20 protein-coding genes and 2 pseudogenes are annotated in these 19,579 nt (G+C 69.4%); 12 read left to right on the forward strand and 10 right to left on the reverse strand.

Features of this window, described 5'->3' with window-relative positions; all coding sequences use genetic code 11:
- Positions 1–76: 76 nt before the first annotated feature.
- The 4 genes and pseudogenes from ABDW21_RS11550 to cobF form a co-directional block, all read right to left on the reverse strand.
- Positions 77–544 carry a zinc finger domain-containing protein gene (locus ABDW21_RS11550; protein ID WP_343601551.1) on the reverse strand — a complete coding sequence of 156 codons (468 nt, stop codon included), beginning with the start codon at positions 542–544 and terminating at the stop codon, positions 77–79.
- Positions 545–697: 153 nt separating this feature from the next.
- Positions 698–940: pseudogene (locus ABDW21_RS11555) on the reverse strand (DNA-formamidopyrimidine glycosylase family protein); the annotation flags it as partial.
- A gap of 16 nt (positions 941–956) precedes the next feature.
- Positions 957–1,358, reverse strand: coding sequence for a phage holin family protein (locus ABDW21_RS11560; RefSeq protein ID WP_343601545.1), 402 nt, complete (start codon positions 1,356–1,358; stop codon positions 957–959).
- 9 nt (positions 1,359–1,367) lie between these two features.
- The gene (cobF, locus tag ABDW21_RS11565; protein WP_343601543.1) at positions 1,368–2,126 is read right to left on the reverse strand and encodes a precorrin-6A synthase (deacetylating); all 759 of its coding nucleotides are present in this window, start codon (positions 2,124–2,126) and stop codon (positions 1,368–1,370) included.
- A 137-nt stretch (positions 2,127–2,263) separates the two neighbouring features.
- Between cobF and ABDW21_RS11570 the strand changes: the two genes are divergently transcribed.
- The 3 genes from ABDW21_RS11570 (at position 2,264) to ABDW21_RS11580 (ending at position 5,242) form a co-directional block, all read left to right on the forward strand.
- On the forward strand, positions 2,264–3,166 hold the full coding sequence (locus ABDW21_RS11570; RefSeq protein ID WP_343601542.1) for a diiron oxygenase: 903 nt from the start codon (positions 2,264–2,266) through the stop codon (positions 3,164–3,166).
- A complete protein-coding gene (locus ABDW21_RS11575; protein ID WP_343601541.1) occupies positions 3,163–4,299 on the forward strand; it encodes a DUF4873 domain-containing protein in 1,137 nt (378 codons plus the stop codon). Before ABDW21_RS11570 ends, ABDW21_RS11575 begins: the two co-directional genes overlap by 4 nt.
- 76 nt (positions 4,300–4,375) lie before the next feature.
- A complete protein-coding gene (locus ABDW21_RS11580) occupies positions 4,376–5,242 on the forward strand; it encodes an LLM class flavin-dependent oxidoreductase (protein WP_343601540.1) in 867 nt (288 codons plus the stop codon).
- A gap of 3 nt (positions 5,243–5,245) precedes the next feature.
- On the opposite strand, the gene ABDW21_RS11585 is transcribed toward ABDW21_RS11580, so the two are convergent.
- Positions 5,246–6,046: an enoyl-CoA hydratase-related protein gene (locus ABDW21_RS11585; RefSeq protein ID WP_343601549.1), complete on the reverse strand. Its 801-nt coding sequence runs from the start codon at positions 6,044–6,046 to the stop codon at positions 5,246–5,248.
- Between the two features lie 81 nt (positions 6,047–6,127).
- On the opposite strand from ABDW21_RS11585, the pseudogene ABDW21_RS11590 reads away from it, so the two are divergent.
- Positions 6,128–6,220: pseudogene (locus ABDW21_RS11590) on the forward strand (SAM-dependent methyltransferase); the annotation flags it as partial.
- 22 nt (positions 6,221–6,242) lie between these two features.
- Here ABDW21_RS11590 and ABDW21_RS11595 read toward each other — a convergent pair.
- Positions 6,243–8,183: a fumarylacetoacetate hydrolase family protein gene (locus ABDW21_RS11595; protein WP_343601538.1), complete on the reverse strand. Its 1,941-nt coding sequence runs from the start codon at positions 8,181–8,183 to the stop codon at positions 6,243–6,245.
- 147 nt (positions 8,184–8,330) lie between these two features.
- Here ABDW21_RS11595 and ABDW21_RS11600 point away from each other — a divergent pair, with 147 nt between their 5' ends.
- The 8 genes from ABDW21_RS11600 (at position 8,331) to ABDW21_RS11635 (ending at position 16,044) form a co-directional block, all read left to right on the forward strand.
- The gene (locus ABDW21_RS11600) at positions 8,331–9,650 is read left to right on the forward strand and encodes a mannitol dehydrogenase family protein (protein WP_343601536.1); all 1,320 of its coding nucleotides are present in this window, start codon (positions 8,331–8,333) and stop codon (positions 9,648–9,650) included.
- 158 nt (positions 9,651–9,808) lie between these two features.
- Entirely contained in the window at positions 9,809–9,961 is a 153-nt protein-coding gene (locus tag ABDW21_RS11605) for a hypothetical protein (protein ID WP_343601534.1), read from the forward strand.
- 361 nt (positions 9,962–10,322) lie between these two features.
- Positions 10,323–11,114, forward strand: a complete 792-nt coding sequence (locus ABDW21_RS11610) for an SDR family oxidoreductase (protein WP_343601532.1) — start codon at positions 10,323–10,325, stop codon at positions 11,112–11,114.
- A gap of 10 nt (positions 11,115–11,124) precedes the next feature.
- Positions 11,125–12,201, forward strand: coding sequence for a diacylglycerol kinase (locus ABDW21_RS11615; RefSeq protein WP_343601530.1), 1,077 nt, complete (start codon positions 11,125–11,127; stop codon positions 12,199–12,201).
- Positions 12,202–12,302: 101 nt separating this feature from the next.
- Complete coding sequence (locus tag ABDW21_RS11620; RefSeq protein WP_343601548.1) at positions 12,303–13,553, forward strand: Nramp family divalent metal transporter; 1,251 nt, start codon at positions 12,303–12,305, stop codon at positions 13,551–13,553.
- The gene (locus ABDW21_RS11625) at positions 13,554–14,642 is read left to right on the forward strand and encodes a poly-gamma-glutamate hydrolase family protein (RefSeq protein ID WP_343601528.1); all 1,089 of its coding nucleotides are present in this window, start codon (positions 13,554–13,556) and stop codon (positions 14,640–14,642) included.
- Positions 14,642–15,460 carry an LLM class F420-dependent oxidoreductase gene (locus tag ABDW21_RS11630; protein WP_343601526.1) on the forward strand — a complete coding sequence of 273 codons (819 nt, stop codon included), beginning with the start codon at positions 14,642–14,644 and terminating at the stop codon, positions 15,458–15,460. The genes ABDW21_RS11625 and ABDW21_RS11630 overlap by 1 nt, the downstream gene beginning before the upstream one ends.
- Before the next feature lie 80 nt (positions 15,461–15,540).
- On the forward strand, positions 15,541–16,044 hold the full coding sequence (locus ABDW21_RS11635) for a hypothetical protein (protein WP_343710469.1): 504 nt from the start codon (positions 15,541–15,543) through the stop codon (positions 16,042–16,044).
- Between the two features lie 192 nt (positions 16,045–16,236).
- On the opposite strand, the gene nhaA is transcribed toward ABDW21_RS11635, so the two are convergent.
- From nhaA to ABDW21_RS11655, 4 genes are all read right to left on the reverse strand, one after another.
- A complete protein-coding gene (gene nhaA, locus ABDW21_RS11640; RefSeq protein ID WP_343601547.1) occupies positions 16,237–17,547 on the reverse strand; it encodes a Na+/H+ antiporter NhaA in 1,311 nt (436 codons plus the stop codon).
- A 57-nt stretch (positions 17,548–17,604) separates the two neighbouring features.
- Positions 17,605–18,456 (reverse strand): cytochrome c biogenesis protein CcdA, encoded by an 852-nt coding sequence (locus ABDW21_RS11645; RefSeq protein WP_343601522.1) that lies wholly within the window; start codon positions 18,454–18,456, stop codon positions 17,605–17,607.
- On the reverse strand, positions 18,456–19,004 hold the full coding sequence (locus tag ABDW21_RS11650; RefSeq protein ID WP_343601520.1) for a protein disulfide oxidoreductase: 549 nt from the start codon (positions 19,002–19,004) through the stop codon (positions 18,456–18,458). Before ABDW21_RS11650 ends, ABDW21_RS11645 begins: the two co-directional genes overlap by 1 nt.
- A partial coding sequence (locus ABDW21_RS11655; protein WP_343601519.1) for a peroxiredoxin-like family protein occupies positions 19,001–19,579 on the reverse strand: 579 nt, incomplete at its 5' end. The genes ABDW21_RS11655 and ABDW21_RS11650, both read right to left, overlap by 4 nt.

Consider the following 19,579-nt stretch of genomic DNA (forward strand, 5'->3'; position numbering starts at 1 on the left):
GTCGCCGCCCGAGGGCACCGCGGCGATCGCCAGCGCGGCCGAGCCGCGCGCAGCGGGTCGCCGCCCGAGGGCACCGCTACTTCAGCAGCCGCGACATCCGCCGGTCGGCCAGCACTTTGCCGCCGGTCTGGCAGCACGGGCAGTACTGAAACGACTTGTCGGCGAACGACACCTCGCGCACGGTGTCGCCGCACACCGGGCAGGGCAAACCGGTGCGCGCATGAACCCTCAACCCCGAACGCTTTTCGCCTTTCAGCGTGGCGGCCTGCTGGCCGACTGAGCGCGTGACGGCGTCGGTGAGCACCGACACCATCGCGGCGTGCAATCCCGCCAGCTGCGGGTCCGACAGTTTCGCGGCGGTGGCGAACGGCGAGATCTTGGCGGTGTGCAGGATCTCGTCGCTGTAGGCGTTGCCGATGCCGGCGATCACGGTCTGGTCGGTGATGACGGTCTTGATCCGCCCGGTGGCGGCGGCCAGCAACCGGGCCAGGTCCGCCGCGCCGATCCGCAGCGCGTCCGGCCCGAGCGCGGCGACGCCCGGCACCTTCGCCGGATCGTCGACGAGCCAGACCGCCAGCCGCTTCTGGGTGCCCGCCTCGGTGAGGTCGAAACCGGGCGCCGTTCCCGGGGTGCCGAGGTGCACGCGCAGCGCGATCGGTCCCTTTCCCGGCCGCAGCGGGGCGGCGGCCAGCCGGTCGGACCAGCGCAGCCAGCCCGCCCGGGAGAGGTGGGCGATCATCAACAGCTCACCGACATGCAGCCCCAGGTATTTGCCCCACCGGTGGGCGCCGCCGACGGTCGCGCCGTGCAGCGCGCCGACGGGCGGGTCGACGGTCTTCAGCACCGACAGCGCGCTGACGTCTACGCGGCCGACGGTCCGGCCGACGGCATGTCGGCGCAGGTGGTCGGCCAACGCTTCGACTTCGGGCAGTTCGGGCATCGGCGCAGTGTGCCGCTCAGCGCAGCGTCATGCCCGGCACGTCGCGCACGACCAGCGACAGCAGCCAGCTCACGATCGACAAGACGACCGCCGCCCAGATCGCGGTCCACCAGAAGTGGTCGATCTGCAGCCCCCAATGGGTGGTGTGGCGCGTGATCCACGCCGTGATCTTGAGCATCAGCGCGTTGACCACGATATGGAACAGGCCGAGCGTGAGGACGTAGAGCGGGATTGACAGGATCTGCACGACCGGTTTGACGAATGCGTTGACCAGCCCGAAGATCACCGCAACCACTAAGACGATGCCGATTCGCGCCACCAGGGTGTCGCCGCCGACGAAGCTCAGCCCCGGCACGATGAGCGTCACCACCCACAGCGCGAACCCGGTCAGCGCCGCCCGCAGCAGAAAGGACGTCATGCGCCGAACCTACTCCGCGGGCCGCACCAGGTAGGTGTCCATGATCCAGCCGCGTCGCGCCCGGGCCTCGGCGCGCAGCGCGGCGATCCGCTCGCCGACCTCGCCGACCGTGCCCGACACCAGCAACTCGTCGCCGGTGCCCAGGTAGGCGCCCCACCAGATCCGGGTGCCGGGCGGGCAGCGGCGAAACGAGCAGTCGGCGTCGAGCATGACCACCGCCGAGCCGGACAGCCCGTGCGTGCGCAGCTGACGGCCGGTGGTGATGAGCACCGGCTCGCCGACCTCGGTGAGCGGGATGCAGTGCCGCGCGGCCAGCGCCTGCACGGCGGTGATACCCGGGATAACGTCGTAGCTGATGTCGACGTCGGCGGCGACGGCGTCCAGGATGCGCAGCGTGCTGTCGTAGAGCGACGGGTCGCCCCAGGCCAGGAAGGCGCCCACGCCGCCGGGGTCGAGTTCGGCGGCGATCGCCTCCGCCCAGAGCCGGGCCCGGGCCGTGTGCCAGTCGGCGACCGCCTGCAGGTAGCCGGTGTCGCTCGCCCGCGGCGGGTCGGGCAGTTCGACGAACCGGTAGCCCGGCTCGCGGACGAACCGGGCGCAGATGTCGCGGCGCAGCCCGATCAGGTCGCTCCTGGCTTGGGGGTTGGACAGGCCCTTGTCCATCGCGAAGAACACCCCGGCGTCGTTGAGCGCGTCGATCGCCTGGACGGTCACCTGGTTTGGATCGCCGACACCAATGCCGATGACATGAATGTGTCGACTGCTCATGGCCCGGGGAGCCTACCGACTTCGGGGCCGTCCGACGAAAAGGCGATACCGCAAGTATCCGGTACCATAGGTATTGACACCTTCCCGAATTCCTTCCTACTGTCGAAACCGATGTCAGCGACGAAGGGATGTCGATGATGACCGCCGAGGTGAAGCCCGCCGGGCCGACCCGTGAACAGTTCTCCGAGCGCCTGCTGAAGGGCTCTGTCACCAAGTCCTATGCTCCCGTCGTCGACATCGACTGGGACGCGCCGCTGGACCCGGACAAGTTCTACCTGCCGCCGAAATCCGTCTCGCTGTATGGCACCCCGCTGTGGGACGAGATGACCCGCGCGCAGCGCATCGAACTGTCCCGCCAGGAACTGGTCAACACCGTCTCGGCGGGCATCTGGTTCGAGAACATCCTCAACCAGGCGTTGCTGCGCACGCTCCTGCACGCCGATCCCACCGCCCGGGCGTCGCACTACGCGCTCACCGAACTGGGCGACGAGACCCGGCACATGGTGATGTTCGGCAAGGCCATCGAACGGGTCGGCGCCAAGCCGGTGCGCCCCCGGTTGTACCAGCGGATGATCATCAACACCCTGCCGCTGCTGTTTCGCGGCTCGCTGCTGTGGGTGGCGGCGCTGGTCGGCGAGGAGATCTTCGACTCGTTGCAACGCGAGATGATGGACGACCCGGAACTGCAGCCGATGATCCAGCGGCTGATGCGGATTCACGTCACCGAGGAGGCCCGCCACATCCAGTTCGCCCGCGACGGCGTGCGTAAGCGGGTGCCGCAGATGCGACGGCTCAACCGATGGTTCGTCGCCAACATCCACGGTGTCGGCGGCCGGTTCTTCCAATACCTGTTCACCAACCCGGTGCCCTACGCGCGGGCCGGGCTGGACCCGCGCCGGGCCCGCCGGACCGCCCGCCGCAGCCCGCACCGCCACGAGGTCCAGGTGCATGGATTCGCTCCGCTGGCAACGTTTTTGACGGAGGTGGGCCTGATGGGCCCGATCGCGCGCCGCGGCTGGACGCGCACCGGTTTCCTGTGATCCACGACGTCCTGATCCTCGGCGCCCGTATCGCCGGCTTCGCGACGCTGGACCGCGAGGTGACCCGCGCAGTGTTCGACGACGACACCGACACCTGGCGGCTGACCGCCGCCGACGGTACGACGTATCACAGTCGGGTGGTCGTCGCCGATCATCGGTCCGTCTTCGTCCCGTGGACGCCGGATATCCCCGGCCACAGGATATTTCGTGGTCCCGTATTCCCCGCCGCCGCACCGGACGCGGCGTTCGACCCGACCGGCAGGCGCATCGCCGTGATCGGCGCCGACTCGGCTGCCGGGTCGCTGATCGGCCGGCTGACCGGGCCGGCGGCCGCGGTCGCGGTGTTCGGCTACCCGCCGCGGCGGATCGTGGCCACCACGCCTCGGCTCCGGCGGCGTCGCCGCCCTGAACTCGTCCGGCCGGCCGTCGCAGCCGTCACGGCAACGGGCATTCGCACCGCTGACGGCGCCCACCACGACGCCGACGCGATCATCTACGGCACCGGGTGTGCGGTAGCTCCCGGGCTCGCCGACGACCAGCTGGTCGGGGCCCGTGGGCTGACCATCCGACAGGTTTGCTACGACGGCATGGAACCCTACTGCGGCATCGCTGTGCACGGCTTTCCCAACTACTTCCTGGTCGGGCAAACTGACGGCGGCACATCGCTGCGCGACGTCGTGGCGTGTCTGGGGCTGATGAACGGTCAGCGCCGCATCGAGGTGGGCCGCAGCAGCCAGCAGGTGTTCAACGAGCGGGTCCAGGTGTGCCGCCCGACTCTGGCGGCATCGGCGTTCGAGGTGTCGTCGGGCACTGCCGACGACGTCTACGATGGCGCGGCGACGCTGACGCTGGCCGGCGCCAGCCGGCAGGTGCGGGTGCGGCTGACCGGTCACGTCGACCCCATCGACGGCCACTACCATTGGCGCGGAACGGTTTTCAATCTGACCGCGGACCTGACCGCGGACTTGACTGCGGACTTGACTGCGGACGCCCGCCGAAATCCGGCGGTGACGTTGGCGGTGGGCGAGCGCAGCGCGCCGGCGCGCATCACCGAACACACCGCGCAGGGCACCCACTCGATCGTCGGCGTCGGCGCGCCGCCCTTCCCGCTCGAGGACGTCGCACTGCCCTGAGCCGCCGCCCTGAGTCGCTCCTATAACACGTTCTAGTATTCGTCTGGGCGGTGCCCGACGAGTGTCAGGAGGCGGTGTGCGGTTCAACTACGCGGAGGCGATGACCGACCCGGCGTTCTACATCCCGCTGGCCCAGGCCGCCGAGGCGGCCGGGTATGCGGGCATGACGATCCCCGACAGCATCGCCTACCCGATGCAGTCCGACTCGACATACCCCTACACCCCCGACGGCCGCCGGGACTTCCTCGACGGCAAGCCGTTCATCGAGGCGTTCGTGCTGACCGCCGCGCTCGGTGCGGTGACGACGACGCTGCGGTTCAACTTCTTCGTGCTCAAGCTGCCGATCCGGCCGCCGGCGCTGGTGGCCAAACAGGCCGGGTCGCTGGCCGCGCTGATCGGCAACCGGGTCGGCCTGGGCGTGGGCACCAGCCCGTGGCCGGAGGACTACGAGCTGATGGGCGTGCCATTTGCCAAGCGCGGCAAACGGATGGACGAGTGCATCGACATCGTGCGGGGCCTCACCAGCGGCGAGTACTTCGAGTTCCACGGCGAGTTCTACGACATCCCCAAGACCAAGATGACCCCGGCCCCTACCCAGCCGATCCCGATCCTGGTGGGCGGGCACGCTGATGCGGCCCTGCGCCGGGCGGCCCGCGCCGACGGCTGGTTGCACGGCGGCGGGGATCCGGCCGAACTCGACCCGCTGCTGGCCAAGCTCACCCGATTCCGGGAGGAGGAAGGCACCGACGGCCGGTTCGAGATCCACGTGATCTCGGCCGACGGCTACACCCTCGACGGCGTCAAGCGCCTGCAGGACAAAGGCGTCACCGACGTCATCGTGGGCTTCCGGATGCCCTACGTCACAGGACCCGACACCGAGCCGCTGGATGTCAAGATCCGCAACCTGGAGAGCTTCGCCGAGAACGTGATCGCGAAACTCTAAGCGTCACATCGGGTCCCAGACAGCAGGGCGTTTCTCCCGATGCGCCGCGGCGGCCTCGGCCGGATTGTTGGTGAACCCGCAGATGATCTGGGTGCGGTTCTCGATCTCCTTGGCGTGGCGCAGGCTGGGCGCGTCCAGCGCGGCGTTCAAGCCGATCTTGGTCTGCCACACGCCGTAGGCGTTGTTCTCCGCGATGGCCCGGGCCATCGCCAGCGCCGCGGTCATCAGGTGATCCGGCGCCACCACGTCGTGGACCAGGTGGATCCGATACGCCTCGGTGGCGTCGATGGTCCGGCCGGTCAGCATCAGCTCCCGCGCCACTCCGGCGCCGACGATCTTGGGCAGCAGGTAACTGGTGCCCATGTCCATCGACGAGAACCCGGCCTTGATGAACGCCGACCCGAACCGGGCACAATCGGCGGCGATGCGGATGTCGCAGTGCAGCGCGAACGCCAGCCCGCCGCCGACCGCGGCACCGTTGACGGCGGCGACCACCGGGATCGGCAGCTCGTAGAGGCCGGTCAGCTGATCGGCGAGGCGGACCTGGGCGTCGTAGCTGGCCTTGAAGGCCGGCGCCGGCGGCGTCGACGGTTGTGTCCACGGCTGGCCGGTGCCGCTCAGGTCGGCACCCGCGCAGAATCCCCGTCCCGCACCGGTCAGGACGGCCGCCCGGAACTCGCCGGCGCCGAGCACCGCGAGGGCGTCGTCCATCCCGTCGAGCAGCGCCCCGTCGATGGCGTTGAGTCGCTCGGGCCGGTTCAGGGTGACGCGGGCGATGCGGTCGTCGACGGCTTCCACTTCCACAGCAGGCATAGCTGCACCGTAGGCCAGCCGGCGCCCACGGTGGAATCCGGACGACCACGACGCGACGCCGAAGGAGTGGATATGGCACGAACCGACGACGACACCTGGGACCTGGCGACCAGCGTCGGGACCACCGCGACCATGGTGGCCGGCGCACGCGCCGCCCGCACGTCACCGCGGCGCCCGGCCGCGGGGCTCAGCTGTGCTTGGCCAGCCAGTCGGCCTGCATGGCCAGCAACGCCAGCGGCGCTAACTGCGCTGTGCCCGAGTCGAGTTCGCGGTAGCGCTGGTAGATGTTGACGACGACGCGCTCGGCGTCCAGCCAGGTTGCGTACTCGCCCAGGTCGACGGAGTCGGCGGCTTCGGCGAACGACAGGCCCCGGCGGTAGGCGGTCTCGGCGTGCTCGTTGACGTGGACGAGATACCCACGGACCGCACGTATTCCGTCGGGGTCGGTGACCGGGCCGTGGCCCGGCACCACAATCGGCGCGTCCAGCGCGATCATCGCGTCGCACGCCGCGATCCAGTTCGCGATAGGACCGGCCCACACGATCGGCGTGCAGCCGACAAACAGCAGGTCGCCGGCGAACAGCACGCCGGCGTCGGGCACGTGCACCACCGTGTCGGCGACAGTGTGCGCTGGCCCGAGGTCGTGCAACCGCACCTCCCTTCCACCGACATCGACGGTGAGCCGGCGGTCGAAGGTGTGATCGGCGTTGCGCACCGTGATACCGCTGAAGTCGAAGGGCCCGAACCGGTCTCGCAGATACGGGGTGGCGACCGGGCCCAGGTCGACGGTCTGCGTCATGGCCAGCATCGCGGGCGCCATGCCGTGGGCGATCTCGTCGGCGGTCCCGGTGGCGGCGATGATGCGCACCGAGCGGTCGAGCAGTTGGTTGCCGTGGGTGTGGTCGCCGTTGGAGTGGGTGATCACCGCGTGGGTGATCGGCGCGCGATCGGTGACAGGCCGCATCGCGGCCAGCATTTCGCGGGTCAGCACCAGGTCGAACAGCGTGTCGACGAGTAGGGATGCGCCGACGCCGGCGACCAGTCCGGCGTTGCTCCACCCGTATCCGCCGTCCGGCAGCGTCCACGCCCACACCTTGTCGGCGACCTCGTGCAGACCACGGGTGTAGGGCACCGTCGCCGGGGCGGGGTTGACGCGCGGCTTGGCGGGTGCGGCGTCCGGGTTGGGTCGCGGCGGCAGGCGGTGCGGCGCGGGCGTCTGGCGGACGGTTTGGCGGGTCTGTCCGAGTCCCTGCACTCGCAGCGTGACGACGTCGCCGTCGCGCAGCCAGCCCGGAAAACCGTCCGGGTCGGCCAGGTGCTCCACCAGCGTGCAGGTCGGCACCGTGCCGGAACCGAAAACGTCTCCGGCAGTGAGCATCACACCGCGTGAGGCGTAGGAGATGAGTTCGCCGAAGCTCCAGTCCATCGCCCCGGTCGACCCGGACCCGATCACCGTGTCGTTGATCAGCGCGGTCACGTCGAGGCTCAGCCTGCCGTCGCGCCGGTGGGGCTCCAGTTCGTCGGGGGTGACCAGGCACGGCCCCAGGGTGACGCCGCTGTCTTTGCCCTTGGCCTGTCCGATGGCCAGCTGGCCCTCCAACTGTTGCAGGTCGCGCGCGGACCAGTCGTTGAAGATCATGTAGCCGATGATCGCCTGCTCGGCCTCGGCCACCGACAGATCCTTGCCGGTTGTCCCGATCACCGCGGCGATCTCCAGTTCGAAGTCCTGCCAGGCACTTCCGGGTGCCATCGGGGCGTCGTCGTAGGGGCCGAGCACCGTCGACGGGCAGGCGAAGTAGAACGCCGGGATCCGGTACCAGGTGTCTGTCAGCGTCCGGGCGCCGCCCATCGCCGCCCGGCAGTTGCGCATGTGCTCCAGGAAGCACAGGCAGTCGCGGATCGACGGCGGCCGCGGGATCGGCGCGGCAAGCCTCACCTCGTCGAGGCGCACGGCAGACGGCGAACGCAGCGCCTGCTCCCCCGCGTCGCGCAGCCCGTCCGGGCCACGCCCGATCAGGTCGAGCAGTGTCACACCCGTGGGCACGGGGTGGATCACGTCGCCGGCGAGCACCCCGGCACGGTCACCCGCTGCGTCTGCGTTCGGGCCGCGATACGTCACCCACTTCATTGCCGCACCACCTTCTTCTTGTGACGGCCTCTGGGCCCTCGGCAGCCGGATGGAGCACCGTGTCGGCGTTGGTCGGCTGCACCCGCGGCACCTCACCCTGGCACTGACGCCAACCTACGCGCGGGCCGCGGCGGTACCGTCGACACCGTGGCGCTGACGACGCCCGGCTACGACCGCTCCCGGGTCGGCATCGGCATTGTGCACTTCGGGGTGGGCGGATTCCACCGCGCACATCAGGCCATGTACGTGGACCGGCTGCTCGAACAGGGGCTGGCTTTCGACTGGGGCATCTGCGGGGTCGGGGTGCTGCCCGCCGACCGCCGGATGCGCGATGTCCTGCTCGCTCGGAACGGGCTGTACACGCTGGTCACCGCGCACCCCGACGGCCGCCGGGAGGCACGCGTCGTCGGCTCGATCGTGGACTGCCGCTACGCACCGGACGATCCCGGCGGCACGGTGGAGCTGCTTGCCGCACCGAGCACCCGCATCATCTCGCTGACCATCACCGAGGGCGGCTACACCGGCGGACCGGTGTTCGATCTGATCGCCGCCGCGCTGGCCCGTCGGCGCGACCGCGGGATCGCGGCGCCGACGATCATGTCCTGCGACAACATCGAGTCCAACGGCGAGGCCGCGCGGCGGGCCGTGACGGCGCAGGCCCGCCGATGCGACCCCGGCCTGGGCGAGTGGGTCGCGGCGCACACCCGCTTCCCCCGTTCCATGGTGGACCGGATCACCCCGGCGACCACACCCGAGGCGCCGGTGCTGACCGAGCCGTTCACCGCGTGGGTGCTCGAAGACGACTTCGCCTGCGGCAGGCCGCCGTTGGAGCGCGCCGGCGTGCTGCTGGTCGACGATGTGACACCGTACGAAGCGATGAAGCTGCGCCTGGTCAACGCCGGGCATCAGTGCCTGTGCTACTTCGCCCACCTGTGCGGGTACCGGTTCGTTCACGACGCGGTACGCGATCCGCTGCTCGCCGGATTCCTGCAGGACTACGCCGATTCCGAGGCCATCCCGACGCTGGCCGCGGTGCCCGGGATCGACGTGACCGACTACTCCCGCACGCTGATCGAACGGTTCGCCAACCGTGGCGTGCGCGACACCATCGCGCGGTTGTGCGCTTATTCGTCGGACCGCATTCCGACATGGTTGCTGCCGGTGATCCGCGACAACCTGGCCGCCGGCGGGCCGGTCCGGCTGGCGGCCGCTGCGGTGGCCAGTTGGGCCCGCTACGCCGAGGGCGTCGACGAGCACGGATCGGCGATCGACGTCGTCGACCGGCTGGCGGACACACTGGTGCCGCTCGCCCGCTCGTGGCACGCGAATCCGACGGCGTTCGTCGACAACACCGCGCTGTTCGGTGACCTGGCGCGCCAGCAGCGTTTTGTCGAGGCTTACCGGTGGGCGCTGGACTCGTTGCACCGCAACGGCGCCCGGACGACGCTGGAGGCGTTGCTGCGCTGATCCGCGGAGTGGCGAAGGAGCCGGGGGTTTGGGTCACGCTGACCGTAGGTGTTTCAGCGGGAAGGGCTCGATCTCGTTCGGCTTGGCCGACGTCGCGGCCAGCGAACTCGTTGGTGCTGCACGCGAAACCGCTTAGTGAGACACACCGGGTCACAGTCGTGCCTTTCGCGCTGCGCGACAAGACCCGGCTGACGGCGCTGCGGGTCAAAGAGTTCGGCAAGCGCGACGTGACGGTGGTGCAGACCTTGTCGCGGCCCGACGATATCCGCGACGCTGACTTCCCGCTGCCCGACAGGTGGTGGAATCGATGACCGAGGAGTTCAGCCCGGAGCGTTGCCGTGGCGACTGCCAGCAGCAGCTACGCGAGTTGATAGAGGCCAAACGTCAAGGCGGCGGGTAGTTTAGCGCCGCGACGCAAGCGACGCGGCCCGACGAGCCCGAGGGCATCGCAAGTCTGCAGGCCAATCTGCCGGCCAATCTGTAAGGCCAGCGCCGAAGCACGCACGGGGCGAAGGCCGCGCCCAAGCCCGCACCGTCACCACGCGAGTGTGTAGGTTTTTGCGCCCACGACTCGACGTTTTGCTGCATAACCTACACAGTCGGTGAGGTCGGCGGGTCAGACGAACTGGAACGTGTTTCAGAAACGCCGCCAAGCCTGTTACGGTGGCGCCCGTGATACTCGACAAGTTTCGGCTCGACGATCAGGTCGCGGTGATCACCGGCGGTGGCCGGGGCCTCGGCGCGGCCATCGCCCTGGCGTTCGCCGAGGTGGGCGCCGACGTCGTCATCGCCTCACGGACCCAATCCCAACTGGAGGCCGTCGCCGAACAGGTCCGCGCCACCGGCCGACGCGCCCATGTCGTCGCCGGCGACCTGGCACATCCGGAGGTGACCGAGCAGCTCGCCGGGCAGGCCGTCGAGACGTTCGGACGGCTGGACATCGTCGTCAACAACGTCGGCGGGACGATGCCCAACGTGCTGCTGGGCACGTCGACAAAAGACCTCAAAGACGCGTTCACGTTCAACGTCGGCACCGCGCACGCGCTGACTGTCGCGGCGGTGCCGCTGATGCTCGAGCACTCCGGCGGGGGCAGCATCATCAACATCACCTCGACGATGGGCCGGGTGGCCGGGCGCGGCTTCGCCGCCTACGGCACCGCCAAGGCCGCGCTCGCCCACTACACGCGGCTGGCGGCGCTGGACCTGTGCCCGCGGATCCGGGTCAACGCGATCGCACCCGGATCGATCGCCACCTCGGCCCTGGACGTCGTCGCCTCCAACGACGAGCTGCGCAAGCCGATGGAGCGGGCCACACCGCTGCGCCGCCTTGGCTCTCCTGACGAAATCGCCGCTGCCGCGGTGTATTTAGCATCTGCTGCGGGCGGCTATCTGACCGGCAAAGTGCTCGAAGTCGACGGCGGGATCAGCGCACCGAACCTCGACCTGCCCATCCCGGACCTGTGAGGGGACAGCCATGGCCATTCGCGTCGCGCAGATCGGCACCGGCAACGTCGGTGTCCACGCACTGAAAGCGCTCATCACCAACCCGGCGTTCGAGCTGACCGGGGTGTGGGTGTCGACGGAAGCCAAGGCCGGCAAGGACGCCGGAGCGCTTGCCGGCCTCGACGTCACGACGGGCGTCGCCGCGTCCACCGACCTGGACGCGGTGCTGGCCACCAGCCCGCAGTGCGCGGTCTACACCGCGATGGCCGACAACCGGCTGCCCGACGCGCTCGACGACTACCGGCGGATCCTCGCCGCCGGCGTCAATGTCGTCGGCAGCAGCGCGGTGTTCTTGCAGTACCCGTGGCAGGTGCTTCCCCAGGAGATGATCACACCGCTCGAAGACGCTGCCCGCGAAGGGAATTCGAGCCTGTTCGTGAACGGCATCGACCCCGGGTTCGCCAACGACCTGCTGCCGCTGGCACTGGCCGGCACCTGCCAGAGCGTGCAGCAGGTGCGCTGCATGGAGATCGTCGACTACGCCACCTACGACAGCCCGATCGTCATGTTCGATGTGATGGGATTCGGCAAGCCGATCGACGAGATCCCGATGCTGCTGCAGCCCGGCGTACTCACCTTGGCGTGGGGATCGGTGGTGCGCCAACTCGCGGCCGGTCTGGGCGTCGAGCTCGACGAGGTCACGCAACGGTACGTGCGCGAGCCGGCGCCGGAGGCCTTCGACATCGCCTCCGGGCATATCGCCGAGGGCACCGCGGCGGCCCTGCGGTTCGAGGTTCTCGGGATGGCCGACGGTGCGCCGGCGGTGGTCCTCGAACATGTCACCCGGCTGCGGGAAGACCTGCGTCCGGACTGGCCGCAGCCGGCCCAGCCGGGCGGCTCGTACCGCGTCGAGATCACCGGCGAGCCGTCCTACGCCATGGACATCTGCTTGAGCAGCCGCAACGGCGACCACAACCACGCCGGCCTGGTCGCCACCGCGATGCGGGTCGTCAACGCCATCCCGGCCGTGGTGGCCGCCCCGCCGGGCATCCGCACCACCCTGGACCTGCCGCTGGTCACCGGCCGCGGCCTCTTCGGCACACACTGATTCGGCACAGCCTGATTCGGCACCGACTGATTCGGCACCGACTCATTCGGCACAGCCTGATTCGCCACAGACCGGCAGCTTTCGGCTAACCTCACTTTTTTATTCGCCGAGTGAAAGTAGGTTGGGTGACGCGGGACGTCGAGGCCCGGTTCGACACGAGCTGGTATCTGCTCGGACCGGCGTTCGTCGCCGCCATCGCCTACGTTGACCCGGGCAACGTCGCGGCCGACGTCAGCGCCGGCGCGCAGTTCGGTTTCCTGCTGCTGTGGGTCATCGTCGTCGCGAACGCGATGGCCGCCCTGGTGCAGTACCTCTCGGCGAAGCTCGGGCTGGTGACCGGTTGCTCGTTGCCCGAGGTGGTGGCCGCGCGATTGAGTCGCCCGGGCCGGCTGGCGTATTGGGCGCAGGCCGAGATCGTCGCGATGGCAACCGATGTCGCCGAGGTCATCGGCGGGGCCGTCGCGCTGGACATTCTGTTTCATCTGCCGTTGCTGGTCGGCGGGACGATCACCGCAGCGGTGTCGGTGCTGCTGCTGGGCATCGGCGACCGCCGCGGCCAGCTCCTCTTCGAACGGGTCATCACCGGGTTGCTGCTGATCGTCGCGGTGGGTTTCACGTCCAGCTTCTTCGTCACGACACCGCCGCCGGGCGAGGTGATCGGCGGGCTGGTGCCGCGCTTCGACGGAGCCGAAAGCGTGCTGCTGGCGACGGCGATGCTGGGCGCCACCGTCATGCCGCACGCCGTGTACCTGCATTCCGGGCTGGCCCGCGACCGGCACGGACATCCCGCCCCGGGGCCGCGGCGGCGCCGGCTGCTGCGGGTCACCCGCGCCGACGTCGGGCTGGCGATGATCGTCGCCGGCAGCGTGAACGCGGCGATGCTGCTGGTGGCGGCGCTCAACATGCACGGGCGGGCGGACGTCGGGTCGATCGAGGGCGCCTATGCCGCTGTGCGCGACACCGTGAGCCCGGTGATCGCGGTGCTCTTCGCGATCGGCCTGCTCGCCTCGGGACTGGCGTCGTCGTCGGTGGGCGCCTACGCCGGCGCGATGGTCATGCAGGGTCTGCTGCGACGGTCGGTGCCGACGCTGGTGCGCCGCCTGGTCACGGTGACGCCCGCGCTGGTGATCCTCGCCCACGGCTTCGACAGCACCCGCACGCTGGTGCTCTCGCAGGTGGTGCTGTCGTTCGGCATCCCGTTCGCGCTGCTGCCGCTGGTGCGGCTGACGTCCGACCGTTTGTTGATGGGGCCGGACGCCAATCACCCGGCGACGACCGCCGCCGGCTGGCTGGTCGGCGTGACCATTAGTGTGCTCAATGTGGTGTTGATCTACCTCACCGTGACCGGCTGAATGCCCCTGCGCCGTCACCCCTACTTCGCGTACGGATCGAACCTGTGCGTGCGGCAGATGGCGCGGCGGTGTCCCGACGCCGCCGACCCGTACCCGGCGGTGCTGGGCGACCACGATTGGCTGATCAACCAGCGCGGGGTGGCCACCGTCGAACCTTTTACCGGCACCGAGGTGCACGGGGTGCTCTGGCAGGTGTCCGATCGTGACCTGGCCGCGCTCGACAGCGCCGAAGGCGTGCCGCTGCGTTACCGGCGCGAGCGGCTGACCGTGCACACCGACGGCGGGCCGGCACCGGCGTGGCTGTACGTCGACCACCGGGTGCGTCCGGGTGCGCCGCGGCCGGGGTACCTCGAGCGCATCATCGACGGCGCGGTCCACCAGGGGCTGCCGGGACGCTGGATCGACTTCTTGCGCCGGTGGGATCCCGTGCACTGGGCCAGGCCCGCGTTGCAGGAAATATCGCCTGCGCCGCAGTCACTTTCAGAGCTGCTCGCCGACGCCGGGGTGGTCGAGAAGAGCACGCTGCGGTCGCGGTTCGGCTTCCTGGCCATCCACGGCGGCGGCCTGGAGCAGATGACCGACGTGATCGCCGAACGCGCGGCCGAGGCCGCCGACGCGTCGGTGTACCTGGTGCGCCACCCGGACCGCTACCCGCACCACCTGCCGTCGGTGCGCTTCCGGCCCGACGAGTCGGTGCGGCTGGCAGCGTTTCTCGACCACGTCGACGTCGCGGTGTCGCTGCACGGCTACGGCCGGCTCGGCCGCGGCACCCAACTCCTGGCCGGAGGCCGCAACCGCGCGCTGGCCGGCCACCTGGCCCGCCACCTCGACCTGCCCGGCTACCAGGTGGTCACCGACCTCGACAGGATCCCGCCCGAGCTGCGCGGCCTGCACACGCACAACCCCGTCAACCGGACCCGTGACGGTGGAACGCAACTGGAGCTGCCGCCACGGGTGCGGGGCCTCAGCCCGCGCAGCCGCCCGCCCGGCGACGACGGGCTGTCACCGGAGACCGCCGCCGCGGTGGGCGGGCTGGCGGCCGCGGCGCGGTCCTGGCACGTCCGCTTCGACGAGAGCAAGGAGGCCTGATGGACAAGGGTTTTCGTTTTTCTGTCGGCATCCGCTCGATCGGGTCGCGGGTTGCGTTGACCGACCGGACGCGCCGATTCGAGGACGCCGGGTTCGACGTCGTGCACCTGCCCGACCACCTCGGCGCGCCGGCGCCGTTTCCCGCGCTGACCGCGATCGCCGCGGCCACGTCCACGATCCGGCTGGGCACCTATGTGCTCAACGCGTGCTTCTACAAGCCCGCGCTGTTGGCGCGTGACGTCGCCGCGGTCGACCTGCTCAGCGACGGACGCCTGGAGCTCGGCCTGGGCGCCGGCTACGTGCGAGAGGAGTTCGACGCGGCCGAGTTGCCGTATCCCAGCGCGCGGCAACGTGTCGACTACCTCGAACACGTCACCACCTATCTCAAGCGGCACCAGCCAAGCCTGCCGATCCTGATCGCCGGCAACGGCGACCGGTTGCTGACGGTGGCGGCGCGCCACGCCGACATCGTCGGGCTGACCGGGGCGCCTGTGAACGCGGCCGCCGATCCGCTGGCCGACCGGGTCGAGCTGGTCCGCGCCGCCGCCGGAGACCGCTTTGCCGACCTGGAGCTCAACCTGGTGATCACAGCGGTGGCCGCGGACAGCTCCGGGCTACCCGACCTGGCGCTGACCCGCAGGTATGCGTCCACCCTGTCCGAGGCGGAGCTGCTCGCGTTGCCCACCGTGCTGAGCGGATCGGTCCGCGACATGGCCGACACGTTGCGCGGCTACCGGCAGACCTACGGGCTGACGTCGTTCACCGTGCAGGACAACCACGCCGAGAGTTTCGCCAAGGTGATCGCGGAGCTGCGGTGAGCCCGACGGTCCCGGCGCGGCGCGCACGCTCGGTTATGGTGGGAGCAGCTCACAATCTCTAGCTGGAGTGCTGTCTGGCGATGCGTTTCAACTCTCCCCCGAACTGGCCTGAACCACCGCAGGGTTGGGTGCCGCACCCGCAGTGGTCACCGGACCCGTCGTGGCCGCCGCCTCCGACGGGTTGGAAACTCTGGGTCGATGACGACGACGCCCCCGGTCCGCGGGCAAGCAACCCTGCACTGAGCCGAGTTCAGCGCAGCAGCGACGACGTCGAGTACTTTGGCGACGACCGCGCGTGGTCCGAGGACTCCGGGCCGGCGCCGCAGCTCGGCCCCGCGGCGACGGCGCCACCAGCGCGACTCACCGAAGTCTCGCCGCCGGAGCTTTCCGTGCACCACATCGGCCGTCGCGCCACCGTCAGGTGGGACGACGAGCACCGATACCAGACCGGGACGATCGTCGCCGTATCCGCCGATACCACGGCGATCAACGTCACGCTGGAAGGGTTGCCGACGCCGGTCTGCTTCCAGCGCGAGGACGTGGGCAGCGATCACGCCGATCCCCGCCTCTACGTGTGGATGTGACCGACGCGATAGCTGTCGACGGCGTTGAGCTGCTTACGTTGTCCGACAAGACCTTTGACGTGTTGTTCTGCGAGCGTCGACCGGCGCCGAGGGACCGGTGATCGCGCTCGGGGGTCACCGGCACGCGCACCTGGGGCGTCGCCGGCGGTTGGTCGAGACCTCGATCGCGGTGGCCCGACGGTGCCGCGTGACTCACCTGTCGTGCTGTGCGTCTGTCTCTTCGTGGGCACAGAGAACCCGGTAGTGCCGGTTGCGCAGTTTGAGCACAATCGCCGCGAGGATCGCCGCGCCCAACGATCCGGTCAGCACACCGATCGTGACGAGTTCGTCGCGCTGGGAGTCGGCGCGGTACGCCAGCTCACCGATCAGCAGCGACACGGTGAACCCGATCCCGGACAGCAGCGCGACGCCGAACACATCAACCCAGGCCAGCCCGGCGTCCAGCGTTGCCCGCGTGGCGCTCGCCAGCAGGGCTGTGGTGCCGAAGACACCGACGGGCTTGCCGATCACCAGGCCCAGCGTGATGCCGACGGTGATGGGGTGCTCGAGCGCGTCGAGCAGGCCACGGTAGCCGCCGACCGAGGCGCCGGCGGCGAAGAAGGCGAACACCGGGACGGCGAACCCGGCCGACAGCGGGCGTAACCGGTGCTCGAACCGTTCGGCCGGTCCGGGACCGGCGTCGGGCCTGCCGGTGGTCGCGCCGGGCAGCACCGGGACGGTGAGGCCCAGCAGGGCGCCCGCGACGGTGGCATGCACCCCGGATTCGTGGACGAACGCCCACACCAGTACCGCAAGCGGGGTCAATATCCACCAGGCGTGCACCCGCCGCTGCACGCAGATCGCGAACAACGCCAGCGGGACCACCGCCGCCAGCAGCGCCCAGAATTTGATCCTGTCGGTGAAGAACACCGCTATCACGGTGATGGCAATCAGATCGTCGACCACTGCCAACGTCAACAAGAAGGTCCGCAAGGCTGCCGGCAAGTGGGTGGAGACCACGGCCAGCACCGCGACGGTGAAGGCGGCGTCGGTCGCGATGGGAATAGCCCAGCCTCTCGTCGCGCCGTCGCCGGCGTGGGCGGTGACAGCGACGAAAACCACTGCCGGCACCAGCATTCCGCCAACCGCCGCTGCGATCGGTAATGCGGCGCGGGCCGGGTCACGCAGGTCTCCGGCCACGAACTCGCGTTTGAGCTCGAGCCCCATCACGAAGAAGAAAATCGCCAGCAGACCGTCGGCGGCCCACGTCCCGAGGGTCAGATTCAGGTGCAGGCCGAGGACATCGGCACCCAGCCGCCGGTCCCGCACGCCGTCATATGCCGACGACCACGGAGAATTCGCCCACACCAGCGCGGCGGCGGCCGACACCAGCAGCGCCACGCCGCCCACGGTCTCCTTGCGAAGAATGTCGGAGATCCGCGCTGACTCTGCCCCTGATCCGCGAGTGAACAGCGTGCGGAGACCATGAGGCCCTGTGTCAGACAGCAGTCCACCTCGTTCCAGATAGCAGTGGTACGCCGAGTCCACCAGCAGCCGGGTGGAGGGCGCCGGCGCCCGTCGTCAACGGCCGGCCCGGTGGCGCGCCACGATGCGCAACCCGATCGCAATTGCGACCAGACCCGCGAGCGTACCCAGCAGTGGCAAGGCGCCCAGGGTTTCGACCTGGCGGGCCAGCCAACCTTGCACCACGCCAACACCCGTGATGATCGGGTCATCGGGACTGGCGTCGGTGAAGTAGAGCCGGATCTCGTAGTAGCCGTAGTAGGTGACGTACAGTCCGGTCACCAGCACGACGATGCCGGCGATCCGGCCGACGTGCGGGAGGATGCGACGCAGCGTGCCAGTCGCCGCGGACCCGGCCAGGGCCACCGCCAGCGCGGCTACCCCGACGGTGATCGTCATCCCGCCCGCGTACGCGATGAATGCCAGGATGCCGCTGAGTATCGAACCTCGGTTGAAGGTCACGCTGATCACCGCAAGAAACGGTCCGATGGTGCACGACAGCGATGCGATCGCATACCCCACGCCGTAGCCGTACATCGATCGCAGCTGCGCGGTCGGCGTCCCACGAGACAGCCGGGGAAGGATGACGGTGATGTCCTTGCCGGCCAGCAGCCACACCGCCAGCGTCACCAGCAAGACGCCGATGACGACGGTAGCGAACGGCATGTACTTCTGCGCGGAGGCGATCAGCGGCGAGAGCAGCAAACCGAAGACACCGAACACGGTGACAAATCCGGCGGACATGGCAACTGTCGCCGTACCCGCGCGGACCAGCGCCGCCTGGCGTGACGACTCGGTGCCGCCACCGGCGATCACCAAGCCCAGGTAGCCCGGCAGGAATGCGAAACCACACGGATTCAGCGCGGCCACCAAACCCGCGCCGAGGGCAAAACCGATCGAGTCGACCACTAGCGGGACAGGGCCGTTACCCGCTCGGTGAGATCGGGCTCAGACAGCGGCCCCTTGACCACGTCGACGCTGCCGTCAGGGTGGACGAACGCGAACGCAGGTTGTCGGGTGACGCCGAACTTCGCCCAGACCATCCCACCGGTGTCGGCCAGCTCGGCGAAACCTTCCACCTTGAACTTGTCGACGAATTCTTTCATGGCGGGTACCTGATCCTGGCCGGCGACTCCGACGAAGGTCACACCCGGGTGGGCGGCGGCGACCCGGCCAACCATCGGCGCCTCGCCCTGACAGGTCGGACACCACGGCGTCCAAAACCACAGCACCGCGGGTTTACCCATCAGGCTCGCCCCCGTGAACTCCTGTCCATCAAGTGTTTTCGCGGTAAACCGCAGTTCCCGGGGAATGTCTCTGGCGGGCAGCGGCTGCGCTGCGGCGGCGTCTCGACCCGATGACGGCGCTGCTGTCGGCGCCGACTGCGAGCGCGAACCGCACCCCGCGGCAAGCATCGCGGCGACGGCGACGGCGGCAACAATTCGACGGTGGGTCACGCCGACTCCCTTCGGTTCACGGTGCGGTGGATGTCCAACAGTTGGTCCACCGACCACTGGTCGTCGGCGTGACGCCCGTAGTGTACAGCGACCACGGTTCCGTCGGGATCGATGAGGAAATCGGCAGGCATTCCCAAATGGGTTGTGCCGTCGGTAGATCCGACACCGGCACAATTCGGGTCACTCCGGTGTCGAAAAGCTCTGGCATATCCCCGAAACGCCGACCCCCACGCACGCGGATCGGCGATGGCCCGAAGGCCCTTTTCCACTCCGAACGCACGGTACTGCACCATGTCGGGGTCGGCGACCACCGTGAACGGCAGCAAAGACTGATAACCCCGCAGCTCGACGGCTGCCGAGTGAAAAAACACCACCTCGGTGATCCCGGCGTCCGCGACGTCCCGATACCGGTCGGCGAAGCTCCGCAGATGCAGGTGGCAGATCGGGCAGCCCGCGAACCGCCGAAACTGCAGGTGCGTCCTCCCCGACGGCGCCGGGACATCCACCGGCTTGCCGGAAATGGCCTCTAACCTGCGTACCGGAATAGTTGCGCCGCTGGATAATTGGGTAGCCAT

The organism is Mycobacterium sp., from assembly GCF_039583805.1.
Lineage (GTDB): Bacteria > Actinomycetota > Actinomycetes > Mycobacteriales > Mycobacteriaceae > Mycobacterium.